Source organism: Streptomyces coryli (genome assembly GCF_011044975.1).
In the GTDB taxonomy this organism is placed as follows: domain Bacteria; phylum Actinomycetota; class Actinomycetes; order Streptomycetales; family Streptomycetaceae; genus Streptomyces; species Streptomyces coryli.
Genome location: NZ_JAAKZV010000077.1, coordinates 17,995 through 32,099 on the forward strand (window position 1 = coordinate 17,995; position 14,105 = coordinate 32,099).

Genomic DNA, 14,105 nt, shown 5'->3' on the forward strand with positions numbered 1-14,105 from the left:
GCCGTGGTCACCGGTCGACGCCTCCCATCACGGGGTCGATGGACGCCACCGCGACGATCACGTCGGCGACCTGGCCGCCCTCGCACATCGCCGCCATGGCCTGCAGGTTGGTGAAGGAGGGGTCGCGGTAGTGGACCCGGTAGGGCCGGGTGCCGCCGTCGCTGACCGCGTGCACGCCGAGCTCGCCCTTGGCGGACTCGACGGCCGTGTAGGCCTGGCCCGGCGGGACCCGGAAGCCCTCCGTCACCAGCTTGAAGTGGTGGATCAGGGCCTCCATCGAGGTGCCCATGATGTTCCTGATGTGGTCCAGCGAGTTGCCGAGACCATCGGGGCCCAGCGCCAGCTGCGCCGGCCAGGCGATCTTCTTGTCGCCGACCATGATGGGGCCCGGCTCCAGCCGGTCCAGGCACTGCTCGACGATGTTCAGCGACTGCCGCATCTCTTCCAGCCGGATGAGGAAGCGCCCGTACGAATCGCAGGTATCGGTGGTCGGCACCTCGAAGTCGTACGTCTCGTAGCCGCAGTACGGGTCGGACTTGCGCAGGTCGTGCGGCAGTCCGGCCGAGCGCAGCACAGGACCGGTGGCGCCGAGCGCCATGCAGCCGGTCAGGTCCAGGTAGCCGATGTCCTGCATCCGGGCCTTGAAGACCGGGTTGCCGGTGGCCAGCTGGTCGTATTCGACGAGGTTCTTGCGGAGCTTCTTCACCGTCTCCCGGACGGCGTCCACGGCGCCCGGCGGGAGGTCCTGGGCGAGGCCGCCCGGGCGGATGTACGCGTGGTTCATCCGCAGGCCGGTGATCAACTCGTAGAGATCGAGAATCAGTTCACGGTCGCGGAAGCCGTAGATCATCACGGTGGTGGCGCCGAGCTCCATGCCGCCGGTGGCGATGCACACCAGGTGCGAGGAGAGCCGGTTCAGCTCCATCAGCAGCACGCGGATGATCGTGGCCCGGTCCGGGATCTCGTCCTCGATGCCGAGCAGCTTCTCGACCGCGAGGCAGTACCCGGTCTCGTTGAAGAACGAGGTCAGGTAGTCCATGCGCGTGACGAAGGTGGTGCCCTGCGTCCAGGTCCGGTACTCGAGGTTCTTCTCGATGCCGGTGTGCAGATAGCCGATGCCGCAGCGGGCCTCGGTCACCGTCTCGCCGTCGATCTCCAGGATCAGCCGGAGCACGCCGTGCGTGGACGGGTGCTGCGGGCCCATGTTGACGACGATCCGCTCGTCGTCGGCGCGGTGCGCGGCCTGGACGACCTCGTCCCAGTCGCCGCCGGTGACGGTGTAGACCTTGCCCTCGGTCGTCTCGCGGGCGGTTGCTTCAGACGTGCTCATCAGCTGTACGACCTCCGCTGGTCGGGAGCCGGGATCTGGGCGCCCTTGTACTCGACGGGGATGCCGCCGAGCGGGTAGTCCTTGCGCTGCGGGTGGCCCTGCCAGTCGTCGGGCATCATGATCCGCGTCAGCGCGGGATGGCCGTCGAAGATCAGGCCGAAGAAGTCGTACGTCTCGCGCTCGTGCCAGTCGTTGGTCGGGTAGACGGAGACGACGGACGGGATGTGCGGATCGCTGTCCGGCGCGGAGACCTCCAGCCGGATCAGCCGGCCGTGGGTGAGCGACCGCAGGTGGTAGACGGCGTGCAGCTCGCGGCCCTTGTCGCCGGGGTAGTGCACGCCGCTGACGCCCGTACACAGCTCGAAGCGCAGCGCCGGGTCGTCGCGGAGCGTCTTCGCCACCGCCGGGAGGAACTCGCGGGCGATGTGCATGGTCATCTCGCCGCGGTCGATCACGGTCTTCTCGATGACGTTCTCCGGGACCAGGCCCTGCTCCTCCAGCGCGCCCTCGAGCTCGTCGGCGACTTCGTCGAAATAGCCGCCGTACGGGCGGCTGCTCTCGCCGGGCAGCCGGATCGACCGGACCAGGCCGCCGTAACCGGAGGTGTCGCCGCCGTTGTTGGCGCCGAACATGCCGCGCTGGACGCGGATCTCCTCGCCGGTGTCGCCGCGCTGGCCCGGGAGGTTCTGGGCGCTGAGGTCCTTTTCGGGGTTGACCCCGTTGTTGTCGCTCACCGGAGCAGCCCCTTCATCTCGATGGTGGGCAGCGCGTTGCGAGCGGCTTCTTCGGCCTCGCGGGCCGCCTCCTCGCGGTTCACGCCCAGCTTCGAGGTCTGGATCTTCTCGTGCAGCTTGAGAATCGCGTCCATGAGCATCTCGGGCCGCGGCGGGCAGCCGGGCAGGTAGATGTCGACGGGCAGGATGTGATCGACGCCCTGCACGATCGCGTAGTTGTTGAACATGCCGCCGGACGACGCGCAGACGCCCATGGAGATGACCCACTTGGGGTTCGGCATCTGGTCGTAGACCTGCCGCACCACCGGCGCCATCTTCTGGCTGACCCGGCCGGCGACGATCATCAGATCCGCCTGCCGCGGCGAGCCGCGGAAGACCTCCATGCCGAAGCGGGCGAGGTCGTAGCGACCGGCGCCCGTGGTCATCATCTCGATCGCGCAGCAGGCGAGCCCGAAGGTGGCCGGGAAGACCGACGCCTTGCGCGTCCATCCGGCGGCCTGCTCGACGGTGGTCAGCAGGAAGCCGCTGGGCAGTTTTTCTTCGATCCCCATAAATGTGCCCCTAGTCCCATTCCAGCCCGCCGCGCCGCCACACATACGCGTAGGCGACGAAGACGGTGAGCACGAAGAGCAGCATCTCCACGAGCCCGAACAGCCCCAGGGCGTCGAACGAGACGGCCCAGGGATACAGGAAGACGATCTCGATATCGAAGACGATGAAGAGCATCGCCGTCAGGTAGTACTTGATCGGAAAACGCCCGCCGCCGGCCGGCTGCGGGGTGGCCTCGACGCCGCATTCATAGGCCTCGAGTTTTGCCCGGTTGTAGCGCTTTGGGCCGATGATCGCGGCCATGACCACGGAGAAGACCGCGAAAGCCGTCGCGATGGCCCCTAGCACGAGGATGGGTACATAAGCGTTCACCGCTGCCTCGCTCCTCTCAGTCGACACTGACTGCGATGGGCCTGCGGTCTACCTCTTGGGCTCCTCTTCGGGTTACGTCCCGATGAAGATCGCGCTTATGTGAGGCAGTTCACAAGCCCGCGTAGGCGCATCCTATGCCTGTCCCTCTGTGATCTGCGACACGGGGTCACCCAACGCCTTTGTGATCTCTGCCACCTGACGAATGATCATGAGAGTGGATGATCGATGATCATCGTGCGCGAAGTGGCACGATGATCACGAGGCGTGACATTCATGCTGGTCAGGGCAGGTCAGCGGGGTGGCTCCGCTATCAAAGGCAAGCCTTACTTGCCAAATTGGCGCTGGACGTGGCGGCTTGATAGAGGCTCAGCGGTGCAGGGGAAGCAGCACCCGGAAGACCGCACCCGCGCCCGGAGCGGTACGCAGCTCGACCCGGCCGCCGTGGGCGGCGACGAGCGACTCGACGATGGCGAGGCCGAGCCCGGCGCCGCCGGCGCCACCCCCGCCGTCCGGCCGGCCCGCGTCCCCGGCGCGGCCGCGGGCGTCGTCCGCCCGGTAGAAGCGGTCGAAGACGCGGGCCGCCTGCTCCGGCGCCATCCCCGGCCCCTCGTCCGCCAATTCCAGCACCGCCATGCCGTCTTCGCTCCCGACGCCGATACGGACCGGGCTGCCGGGCGGGGTATGCGCGACGGCGTTGCCGACGAGATTGGACGTCACCTGCCGCAGCCGCGCCTCGTCGCCGAGCACGGGAGCGCCGCCCGGCGGGCCGCCGCCGGGACCGGTGAGGGTGACCGGGCGGCCGGGGGCGAGGGCGCGCAGGTCGTGCAGGGCGTCGGCGGCGAGGGTGCGCAGGTCCATGGGGGTCAGCTTGAGCGGGAGTCCGGCGGCGGCGGACTGCTCGTCGAGGCGGGCCAGCAGCAGCAGGTCCTCGACCAGACGGACCAGGCGGCCCGCTTCTCCTTCGATACGACTCATCGCCGCGTCAATATCGGCCTGTTCCGGCATTCCACCCATTCGGTACAACTCGGTATAGCCCTTGATGCCGAAGAGCGGCGTGCGCAGCTCATGCCCGGCGTCCGCGATGAAGCGGCGCATCCGGTCGGCGGCGGCCGCGCGTTCGGCGTCGCTCGCCTCGATGCGGTCGAGCATGCCGTTGAGGGCGGCGGACAGGCGGCCGAGTTCGGTACGGGGCGGGGCCAGCTCCGGTACGCGGTCGGCCAGGTCGCCGGCCGCGATGGCGGCGGCGGTGGTCTCGATCCGGCGCAGCGGCCGCAGCCCGGCCCGTACGGCGAACCAGCCGACCGCGCCGAGGAGCGCGAGCACCGCGGCGTCGATGGCCAGGACGCGGACGCCGAGCTGCCGGATGGTGGCATCCACTTGCGCGCGCGAGCCGGCCGCGACGACGGCGCCTGCCCGGGCGGCTCGGCCGCTGTCCCCGGTGTCGGCGCCGCCGTCCGCTCCGTCCAGCGGCAGGGCGATCACCCGCCAGTCCGGGCCGTCGCCCGTCGCCGGCACCTCGAAGGGGCGGCCGGCGCGCTCGGTCACCTCCCGGGCGTCGAGGCGGGGCAGCTCGGGCACCGGGCCCGACGCGGGGCGCAGCACCCGGCGGACGTCGCCGTCCGGGCCGACGTAGGCGAGTTGGACGTCGCCGGTCAGCTCTCGCTCCACTGTGTCGCGCAGCTGCGGGGCCCGCTCCCCCGCCGCCTGGGCGGCGCCGGGCAGCCGCGCAGCGACGGTCGCGGCGGTACGCAGCCGGTCGTCGAGCTGACCCACCAGGTCGCGCTGGAGCACGCTGACGAGAAGGGCGTTGCTGGTGATGAGCGCCGCGACGACCAGCAGCAGGGCGATCGCCAGCAGCCGCCCGCGCAGCGAGAGCCGCCCGTACGCTTTCACCGCCGCGGCCTCCGCAGGACGTAACCCGTGCCGCGCACCGTATGGATGAGCTTCGGCTCGGTCGCGTCCACCTTGCGCCGCAAGTAGCTGATGTACGAGGCCACGATGGAGTCGTCGCCGCCGAAGTCGTACTGCCAGACCAGCTGCAGCAGCTGGTCCTTCGACAGCACCTGCCCGGCGTGCTCCATCAGCACCCGCAGCAGGCTGAACTCGGTCGGCGACAGCTCGACCGGCTGCCCGCCGCGGCTGACCTGGTGGCTGTCCGGGTCCAGCTCCAGGTCGCCGACGGTGATCCGGCCGTCGGGCTGCCGGCCGCCCGCACGGCGCAGGATCGCGCGGATGCGGAGCACCAGCTCCTCGAGGTTGAAGGGCTTGGTGACGTAGTCGTCGCCGCCCGCCCGCAGGCCGCCGATGCGGTCCTCGGGCGCGTCCCGGGCGGTGAGGAAGAGGACGGGCGGGTCCGCTTGTTGGGCCCGTAGGCGCCGTACCACCTCGAAACCGTCGATATCGGGCAGCATCACATCCAGGACGATCAGCTCCGGCCGCTGCTCCCGTACGGACGCGAGCGCCTGCGCGCCGCTCTCCGCCGCGGCGACGTCGAAGCCGGCCAGCCGCAGGCTCGCGGAGAGCAGCTCGCGCAGCGTGGGGTCGTCCTCGACGACCAGCAGCCGTTCCGGTGCCATGCCCCTCCGCCTCTCCTCTTTATCCGTACACCTCTCTTACGCGTCGCGGCGACGGAAGGCGAGGAAGCCCGCCGCGAGCAGCGCCGCGACGCACCCGGCCATGACGGCGAGGCCGGCCCACGGGGACAGCAGTGCGGGGTCGCGGTAGGCGGTGATGATCTGCCCGCCCGCCATCGGCGGCCAGTACTTCGCCACCCAGTCCCCGACCGCGCCCGGCAGCGCGGGCGCGAAGGCCTGCACGATCAGCAGGACGCCGAAGAGCGTCGTCACGGTCGCGGTGGTGCTGCGGATGACGGTGCCGAGCGCCAGCCCGAACAGCCCGGCCAGCGCCAGATAGAGCCCGCCGCCGAGGACGCCGCGCAGCGCCTCCGGGTCGGACAGCGCCAGGTGCGGGACGCCCGCGCCCGCGAGGGTGCCCTGCCCGATGAGGAAGCCGGTGAGGGACACCAGCACGCCCACCGGCAGCGCGAGGCCGGTCAGCACCGCGGCCTTGGCGGCCAGCACCCGGGCCCGGTGCGGCACGGCGGTCAGGGTGCCGACGATGGTGCGGGCGCCGTACTCGGAGGTGATGACGAGGCCGCCGAGCAGCCCGACGCTGATCTGTGCCAGCAGGTAGCCGCGCAGGCTGGTCGCCAGGGGGTCGAAGGCGGCCCGGTCGGCGGCGGACAGCCGCGCGTACTCGTCGCCCGCGGAGGTGCCGTTCAGCGCGGCGAGCCCGGCGCAGAAGGCGAGCGTGCCGAGCACGATCCAGAGGGTGGAGCGCATCGTACGGATCTTGATCCACTCGGCGTGGAGGGCGTGCCGGAAGGTCATCACGCCACCTCCGCCTGGTACTCGACGCTGTCCCGGGTCAGGTCCATGAAGGCCTGCTCCAGCGACGGCTGCCGCGGGGTGAGCTCGTGCAGCTCGATGCCCGCGGCCGCGGCCAGGGCCCCGACCTCGGCCGCTTCCAGGCCGGAGACCACGAGGCCGTCAGCGCCGTCCGCGCGTACGTCCGTGCCCGCCGCCAGCAGCCGCCGGAGCGCGGCCGGCCGCGGGGTCCGTACGAAGACCTCCCGGACCGAATGCGCCTCGATGAAGTCCTTCATGCCGGTGTCCGCGACCAGCCGGCCGCGGCCGATGACGATGAGGTGGTCGGCGGTCAGCGCCATCTCGCTCATCAGATGGCTGGACATGAGGACCGCCCGGCCCTCGGCGGCCATGCGGCGCATCAGGCCGCGGATCCAGACGATGCCTTCGGGGTCGAGGCCGTTGAGCGGCTCGTCGAAGATCAGCACGGGTGGGTCGCCGAGCAGCGCGGCGGCGATGCCGAGGCGCTGGCGCATGCCGAGCGAGTACGTCCCGGTGCGGCGCCCGGCCACCTTCTCCAGGCCGACCTCGGCGAGCACCTCGGCGACCCGGCCGCGCGGAAGGCCGTTGCCGGCGGCCAGGGCGAGCAGGTGGTGGTAGGCGGTGCGGCTGGGCAGCACGGCGCCCGCGTCGAGCAGCGCGCCGACCGCCTTGAGCGGGGCGGGCTGGTCCGCGTACGGGCGGCCGCCGACGGTGGCGGTGCCCGAGGTGGCGGCGTCGAGGCCGAGCACCATCCGCAGCGTGGTGGACTTCCCGGCGCCGTTGGGCCCGAGGAACCCGGTCACCTCTCCCGTACGGACCGCGAACGTCAGGTCGTCCACCGCGAGGACGTCGCCGTAGCGCTTGGTGAGCCCGCGGACTTCGATCATCTTCACTCCAGAGCAGCCGGTGCGGTGCGCGCCGTCGTGGCGCGCAGCACCCACCGTGGACCCCTCATATGGGAGCGAGATGTAGGAGCTTGTGAGGGGGATGTGAAGTGCAAATCGGGCAATTATCGCATTACTCTCAATAGTGCCGCCCGAAGCGGCAGTTGACCGCCCGCGAAACGCCGCGCATACCCGGCGCCGTCAACACCCAAGCTCCACAAGGAAAGTGACGTCCGCCACGTTGCATCACGGCTCAACCATCAATCCGAGCGAACCGCTTGGCTGTAACCCCCGGGAAATGATATCGACCCCTCCGACACCCGAAATCCCGTGCGCACAGGCTTGATCACTCCGACCCACCCAGGACGAAAGTCCCCCAATTCCCCCTCCCGTTCGAAGATTTCAAGGCGCGTACACGTCAAATGTGACGCACCCCACTTGCTTGAACCGCCCCTTAGGGGACTGGTAGCCATGTGCTCCATGTCCCCGAATGCTCAGATACGCAGCCACCGGAAGCCCCGGAGCAGCAACCCCGCCACCAAGTGGGTTGTCCGCGCCGGGATCACCGGTGGCGCACTCACGACGATGGTGACGACCGGCGCCGCCGCCCCCGCTCTGGGCGACAAGGCACCGGCCGGAGCCTCCGAGACCACCGCTCAGATCCCCGCCATCCCCGTCGCAGACGCCGTCACCGCGCCGGCCGAGCGGACCGCGGAGGCCACCGAGCAGGCCGCGCTCAAGTACGCGCTGCAGGCCGAGCAGTCGGACGCCGCTCAGGACGCCCGCAAGGCCGCCGCCGAGGCCAAGGAGAAGGCCGAGAAGAAGGCCAAGGCCGAGGCCGCGCGCAAGGCCGCCGCCGAGCGCGAGGCCAAGCAGACCGCCAGCCGCTCCTCGGAGCGCACCACGCTCGCCGCTCCGGCATCCAACGGCTCCGGCAGCGTCGCGACCGTCGTCTCCTTCATGAAGGCCCAGCTCGGCGACGCGTACGTGATGGGCGCCAGCGGCCCCGACTCCTGGGACTGCTCCAGCCTCGTCCAGGCCGCGTTCAAGCAGGCGGGCGTCGACCTGCCGCGCGTCTCCCAGGACCAGTCCACCGTCGGCACCGAGGTCGGCACCTCCAACCTCCAGGTCGGCGACATCCTGTACTGGGGCGGCAAGGGCTCCGCGTACCACACCGGCGTCTACATCGGCGGCGGCCAGTACCTGGACGCCGCGAACCCGAGCAAGGGCGTCGTGATCCAGGACCTGTCCGGCTACCCGGCCGACGGCGCGGTCCGCGTGCTCTGACGCCGCACGGCTGCATACATACGAGGAAGGGCCCCCGGCCTGGCGGCGGGGGCCCTTTCTCGTGCCTGTTCACGGTCGCCTCGGCTACGCCTTCGGCGCCACCTTCGCCAGGCCGTTGATGATCCGGTCCATCGCGTCGCCGCCGCGCGGGTCGGTCAGGTTGGCGAGCATCTTGAGCGTGAAGCGCATCAGCATCGGATGCGAGAGCCCGCGCTGCGCGGCCACCTGCATCACCTTCGGGTTGCCGATCAGCTTCACGAAGGCGCGGCCCATCGAGTAGTAGCCGCCGTACGTCTCCTTGAGCACCTTCGGGTACGCGTGCAGCGCCCGCTCGCGCTGCGCGGCCGTGGCGCGCGCGTGCGCCTGCACGACGACGTCGGCGGCGATCTGGCCGCTTTCCATCGCGTACGCGATGCCCTCGCCGTTGAACGGGTTCACGAGGCCGCCCGCGTCGCCGACCAGCATCAGGCCGTGGTCGTAATGCGGCTTGCGGTTGAAGGCCATCGGGAGGGCGGCGCCGCGGATGGGGCCGGTCATGTTCTCCGGGGTGTAGCCCCACTCCTCCGGCATCGAGGCGCACCAGGCCTTCAGCACGTCCCGCCAGTCCAGCTCCTTGAAGGCGGACGACGAATTCAGGATGCCGAGGCCGACGTTGGAGGTGCCGTCGCCCATGCCGAAGATCCAGCCGTAGCCGGGCAGCAGCCGGTCCTGCGCGCCGCGCTTGTCCCACAGCTCCAGCCAGGACTCGAGGTAGTCGTCCTCGTGCCGCGGCGAGTGGAAGTAGGTGCGCACCGCGACGCCCATCGGGCGGCTCTCGTCCCGGTGCCGGTTCATGGCCAGGGACAGCCGCGAGGAGTTGCCGTCCGCGGCGATGACCAGCGGGGCGTGAAAGGACGCGGGGGTCTTCTCCTCGCCCATCTTCGCGGTGACGCCCGTGATCTTGCCCGTACGCTCGTCGAGGAGCGGCCCGCTGACATTGCAGCGCTCGTGCAGCCGGGCGCCGGCCTTCTGCGCCTGCCGGGCGAGCTGCTCGTCGAAGTCGTCGCGCTTGCGCACCAGGCCGTAGTCCGGGAAGGCGGCGAGGTCCGGCCAGTCGAGCTGGAGGCGGTGGCCGCCGCCGATGATGCGCAGGCCCTTGTTGCGCAGCCAGCCGGCCTCTTCGGAGATGTCGATCCCCATCGAGACGAGCTGCTTGGTGGCGCGCGGGGTCAGCCCGTCACCGCAGACCTTCTCGCGCGGGAACGCGGTCTTCTCCAGCAGCAGGACGTCGAGTCCGGCTTTGGCCAGGTAGTAGGCGGTCGTCGATCCGGCGGGCCCGGCGCCGACGACGATGACGTCGGCGCTCTGCGAGGTGTCGGTCACGGTCTCGGCTGACATGGCCAAAGTCTACGGTCGGCCGCTGACAGCCTTACGCCGGGGCGTACCCGCGGTGCAGTGCCACGATGCCGCCGGTCAGATTGCGCCAGGCGACCTTGGACCAGCCGGCCTGCTGCAGCCTGCTGGCGAGGGCCGGCTGGTCCGGCCAGGAGCGGATCGAGTCGGCGAGGTAGACGTACGCGTCCGGATTGCTGCTGACCGCGGTGGCGACCGGCGGCAGAGCCCGCATCAGGTACTCGGTGTAAACGGTGCGGAAGGGCGCCCAGGTGGGATGCGAGAACTCGCAGACCACTACCCGCCCGCCGGGCCGGGTGACCCGCAGCATCTCCCGCAGCGCGGCATTCGTGTCCTGCACATTGCGCAGCCCGAAGGAGATGGTGACGGCGTCGAAGACCCCGTCGGCGAACGGCAGCTTGGTGGCGTCCCCGGCCGTCAGCGGCAGCTCCGGCTGCCGCCGCTTGCCCTCGCGCAGCATCCCGAGCGAGAAGTCGCACGGGACCACGTACGCGCCCGCCGCCGCGAAGGGCAGCGACGACGTCCCCGTACCGGCGGCGAGATCAAGGATCTTGTCGCCGGGCTTGGCGTCCACGGCCTTCGCCACCGCCCGCCGCCACAGCCGGGCCTGGCCGAGCGACAGCACATCGTTGGTGAGGTCGTACTTCGCGGCGACGTCGTCGAACATCGCGGCGACTTCGTGCGGCTGCTTGTCGAGCGTTGCGCGGGTCACGGCACCCATTCAAGCAGGGGGCTCGGACATCAGCGGCGGCGGTACACCAGGCGGCCGTCGATGACGGTGGCGACGCAGGTGGAGGCGCCCTTCGCGGCGAGGTCTTCCTGCGTGGGCACGTCGAAGACCGCGAAGTCGGCGCTGCGGGGAGGGACCCCCGCCCGGGTCAGCTGCCGCAGCGGCGAGCGCTCCACCGCCTCCCGTACGGCAGGCCGCCGGAACTCCCCCGCGACCGCCGTCGTCCCGTGCGCCAGCATCCGCTGCAGCCCGCGCCGCGCGCTGGCGCCCCAGCGGGCGTCGTCCATCGCGAGACCGGAAGGATCCACCGGCTCCGTGCCCAGCTCCTCCGCCTCCCGCGGATCCGGGTGGTAGAGCCGCTCCAGCAGGTCGGGAGCCTTGCGGTTCACCAGGCCAGGGGTGAGCAGGGCGCCGGGCCAGCGGCGCATCCGCGCGTCCGGGTGCGCGGCGGCCAGCTCCTCGTACGGGCCGACCGCCGCGATCTCCCGTCCGTCGACGAGGACCGCGGCGCCGGCCTGCGCGGGCTTCCCGGGCACGGTCAGCACCATGTCCGGTACGTGCAGCGTGAGCATCGGCGGTGGGTCAGTTCGCTTCGACGAGCTTCAGCTCGGGATGCGCGGTGCCGCCCTCGATCGCCGTCGAGGAGAAGTGCGAGACCACCCGCTCGTCGACCGGGTCGTTCGCCGGGTCGTCGTGCACGACCAGGTGCTCGTACGTCGTCGCGCGCTGCGCCGGGATCCGGTCCGCGCCGCGGATCATGTCGATGATCTCGCGGAGGTTGGAGCGGTGCTTGGCACCCGCCGAGGAGACGACGTTCTCCTCCAGCATGACGGAGCCGAGGTCGTCGGCCCCGTAATGCAGGGTCAGCTGGCCGATCTCCTTGCCGGTGGTCAGCCAGGAGCCCTGGATGTGCGCGACGTTGTCGAGGAAGAGCCGGGCGACGGCGATCAGGCGCAGATACTCCAGGTCGGTGGCCTGGGTGCGGCCCTTCAGGGCGTTGTTCTGCGGCTGGTACGTGTACGGGATGAAGGCGCGGAAGCCGCCCGTACGGTCCTGGACGTCGCGGATCATGCGCAGGTGCTCGATCCGCTCGGCGTTGGTCTCGCCCGTGCCCATGAGCATCGTGGAGGTGGACTCGACGCCGATCCGGTGCGCGATCTCCATGATCTCCAGCCAGCGCTCGCCGGATTCCTTCAGCGGGGCGATCGCCTTGCGCGGCCGGGCCGGCAGCAGCTCGGCGCCCGCGCCGGCGAAGGAGTCGAGGCCCGCGGCGTGGATGCGGCGGATGGCCTCCTCGGCGGAGACGCCGGAGATCTTCGACATGTGCTCGACCTCGGAGGCACCGAGGGAGTGGATGACGAGCTGCGGGAAGGCCTGCTTGATCGCCCCGAAGCTCTCTTCGTAGTACTCCACCCCGAAGTCCGGGTGGTGCCCGCCCTGGAACATGATCTGAGTCCCGCCCAGCTCCACGGTCTCCGCGCACCGGCGCAGGATCTCGTCGAGGTCGCGCACCCAGACCTTGTCGCTCTTCGGCGCGGCGAAGAAGGCGCAGAACTTGCACGCGGTGACGCACGAGTTCGTGTAGTTGATGTTGCGCTCGATGATGTACGTCGCGATGTCCTCGGTGCCGGCGTAGCGCCGGCGGCGGGCGGCGTCGGCCGCGGATCCGAGGGCGTGCAGCGGGGCGTGCCGGTAGAGCTCGAGGGCTTCCTCGGGCGTGATACGGCCGCCGTCGGCGGCGCGGGCGAGTACGGACGTGAGGTCGGCGTGCTCGGTCACCGGGCGGGCCCCTTCCACAGTGCGGGTGCGTACCTACCTCAGCGTACGCGGGCCCCGGGCGAGGCCCGGAGGGCGGGCGGCCGACATCAGTCCGCGCGCTGCAGCGTCGCCCGCGGGTTGCCGCCGCCCTTGTCGTCCGAGCGGTACTCCAGCACGTCGCCGCCCTTCGCCGTCAGCGTGACCGTCGCCTCGGCGCCCGTGCACACCGGGTCGCTCTGTTTCGCCGGGTCCGTCGTCTCGGTCAGCGACAGCTCGCGCGCCGCCGCCTCGTCGAGCTTGCCGCGGCTGTAGCACTTCATGCCGTAGTTGTCGTACGTCAGCTCCGCCACGTACTCGCCCTCGGCGCCCTCCTGCACCTCCACCGTGACCTGCCCGTTCGGGGTGCCGTCCCGCTGCTGGATGTCGCCGCGCCAGATGCCGGCGAAGGTCTGCGGGACCTCGCCCCGGCCGCCGTCGTCGGGGCGGGTGGTCGCCGAGGGGGACGGGTCCGCGGAGCCGCCGCCCGTATCGCCGCCGGTGGTGCCGCCGCCCCCCGTCGCGGTCGAGTCGCCGGGGGCCGATGTCGCCGGGGGCTGCTTGCCCGCGTGATCGGCGCCGCCTCCGCCGTCGCCGGGGAGGACACCGCCGAGGTAGAGCCCGAGCATCGCGATCGCCAGGGTCGCCGCCACCGACAGCACCACCGAGCAGCCGAGCCGCCGCGACCGCCAGGCCGCGCGGACCTCCCGGCCGGTGGCGGTGGCGTCCTTGGGCTGCGCGGGAGTCGGCGCCTGCGGCCCGAAGCCCGGCGGCGGCACCACCGGCTCCTCCGGATGCTCCGCCTCCGGCACCTCCACCAGACCGGACACCGCCTCCTGCGCCGCCTCCAGGTCGAGCAGCTGCACCGCGGCCCGGCTGATCTGCTCGACCAGCGGCTGCGGCAGCCACCCCTCCCGTACGAGCCCGGCCGCATTCCCGTCCGGCGCCAGTCGCCGGGCCAGCTCGCGCGGCTGCGGGCGATCGTCCGCGTCCTTGGCGAGGCAGCGCTCGGCCAGCTCGCGCAGCTCGCCGTCGGTCTCGTCGAGGTCGTAGAGATAGGGGTCCTCGTTCACCACCTGGTAGAGCAGCGCGTGCGCGCTCTCCCCGGGGAACGGCGCCCGGCCCGTAGCCGCGAAGACCAGCACCGCACCGAGCGAGAAGACGTCGCTGGCGGCCGCCGCACCCCGGCCGAGGATCTGCTCGGGCGCCATATAACCGGGCGACCCGACCGAGACACCCGTCGCGGTCAGCGAGGCGGTGCCGTCTGTGGCCCGCGCGATGCCGAAGTCGATCAGCCGCGGCCCGTCCAGGGTCAGCAGCACATTGGACGGCTTTACGTCCCGGTGCACGAGCCCGAGGCCGTGCACCGCCTCGAGCGCCTCGGCGAGCCCCGCCCCCAGCGCCCGCACACTCGCGGCCGGCAGCGCCCCGTACTCCGCCACCACCTGGCTCAGCGCGGGCCCGGCCACATACCCGGTCGCCACCCACGGCACCTCGTCATCGGGCCCCGCATCCAGCACCGGCGCCGTCCACGCCCCACCAACCCGCCGCGCCGCCTCGACCTCCCGCCGGAACCGCGCGCGGAACTGCTCATCCGCGGCAAAATGCGGATGCACGACCTTCACC

The 14,105-nt window shown here is 71.3% G+C and carries 14 protein-coding genes; 1 reads left to right on the forward strand and 13 read right to left on the reverse strand.

What is annotated here, in order from left to right; translation table 11 throughout:
• Window positions 1–7: 7 nt before the first annotated feature.
• From G5C51_RS18735 to G5C51_RS18770, 8 genes are all read right to left on the reverse strand, one after another.
• The gene (locus G5C51_RS18735; protein ID WP_165238813.1) at window positions 8–1,330 is read right to left on the reverse strand and encodes an NADH-quinone oxidoreductase subunit D; all 1,323 of its coding nucleotides are present in this window, start codon (window positions 1,328–1,330) and stop codon (window positions 8–10) included.
• Complete coding sequence (locus tag G5C51_RS18740) at window positions 1,330–2,064, reverse strand: NADH-quinone oxidoreductase subunit C (protein ID WP_165238815.1); 735 nt, start codon at window positions 2,062–2,064, stop codon at window positions 1,330–1,332. Before G5C51_RS18740 ends, G5C51_RS18735 begins: the two co-directional genes overlap by 1 nt.
• Window positions 2,061–2,615, reverse strand: a complete 555-nt coding sequence (locus G5C51_RS18745) for a NuoB/complex I 20 kDa subunit family protein (protein ID WP_165238817.1) — start codon at window positions 2,613–2,615, stop codon at window positions 2,061–2,063. Before G5C51_RS18745 ends, G5C51_RS18740 begins: the two co-directional genes overlap by 4 nt.
• Window positions 2,616–2,625: 10 nt before the next feature.
• Entirely contained in the window at window positions 2,626–2,985 is a 360-nt protein-coding gene (locus G5C51_RS18750) for an NADH-quinone oxidoreductase subunit A (protein WP_165238819.1), read from the reverse strand.
• Window positions 2,986–3,351: 366 nt separating this feature from the next.
• Window positions 3,352–4,878: an ATP-binding protein gene (locus tag G5C51_RS18755; RefSeq protein WP_165238821.1), complete on the reverse strand. Its 1,527-nt coding sequence runs from the start codon at window positions 4,876–4,878 to the stop codon at window positions 3,352–3,354.
• Window positions 4,875–5,561, reverse strand: coding sequence for a response regulator transcription factor (locus tag G5C51_RS18760; RefSeq protein ID WP_165238823.1), 687 nt, complete (start codon window positions 5,559–5,561; stop codon window positions 4,875–4,877). The genes G5C51_RS18755 and G5C51_RS18760 overlap by 4 nt, the downstream gene beginning before the upstream one ends.
• A gap of 36 nt (window positions 5,562–5,597) precedes the next feature.
• On the reverse strand, window positions 5,598–6,374 hold the full coding sequence (locus G5C51_RS18765; RefSeq protein ID WP_240929753.1) for an ABC transporter permease: 777 nt from the start codon (window positions 6,372–6,374) through the stop codon (window positions 5,598–5,600).
• Window positions 6,374–7,279: an ABC transporter ATP-binding protein gene (locus tag G5C51_RS18770; protein ID WP_165238825.1), complete on the reverse strand. Its 906-nt coding sequence runs from the start codon at window positions 7,277–7,279 to the stop codon at window positions 6,374–6,376. The genes G5C51_RS18765 and G5C51_RS18770 overlap by 1 nt, the downstream gene beginning before the upstream one ends.
• A gap of 477 nt (window positions 7,280–7,756) precedes the next feature.
• Between G5C51_RS18770 and G5C51_RS18775 the strand changes: the two genes are divergently transcribed.
• Window positions 7,757–8,563 (forward strand): C40 family peptidase, encoded by an 807-nt coding sequence (locus G5C51_RS18775; RefSeq protein WP_165238827.1) that lies wholly within the window; start codon window positions 7,757–7,759, stop codon window positions 8,561–8,563.
• Between the two features lie 84 nt (window positions 8,564–8,647).
• Here the strand turns inward: G5C51_RS18775 and G5C51_RS18780 are convergent, their stop codons facing one another.
• The 5 genes from G5C51_RS18780 to G5C51_RS18800 all read right to left on the reverse strand — a co-directional run.
• Window positions 8,648–9,940, reverse strand: a complete 1,293-nt coding sequence (locus tag G5C51_RS18780; RefSeq protein ID WP_165238829.1) for a geranylgeranyl reductase family protein — start codon at window positions 9,938–9,940, stop codon at window positions 8,648–8,650.
• A gap of 31 nt (window positions 9,941–9,971) precedes the next feature.
• The gene (locus tag G5C51_RS18785) at window positions 9,972–10,667 is read right to left on the reverse strand and encodes a demethylmenaquinone methyltransferase (protein WP_165238831.1); all 696 of its coding nucleotides are present in this window, start codon (window positions 10,665–10,667) and stop codon (window positions 9,972–9,974) included.
• Window positions 10,668–10,696: 29 nt separating this feature from the next.
• On the reverse strand, window positions 10,697–11,257 hold the full coding sequence (locus G5C51_RS18790) for an amidohydrolase family protein (protein ID WP_165238833.1): 561 nt from the start codon (window positions 11,255–11,257) through the stop codon (window positions 10,697–10,699).
• Between the two features lie 10 nt (window positions 11,258–11,267).
• Window positions 11,268–12,464: a cyclic dehypoxanthinyl futalosine synthase gene (gene mqnC / locus G5C51_RS18795; protein WP_165238835.1), complete on the reverse strand. Its 1,197-nt coding sequence runs from the start codon at window positions 12,462–12,464 to the stop codon at window positions 11,268–11,270.
• 86 nt (window positions 12,465–12,550) lie between these two features.
• Window positions 12,551–14,105 (reverse strand): serine/threonine-protein kinase (locus tag G5C51_RS18800; protein ID WP_165238836.1); only part of this gene is annotated, 1,555 nt, incomplete at its 5' end.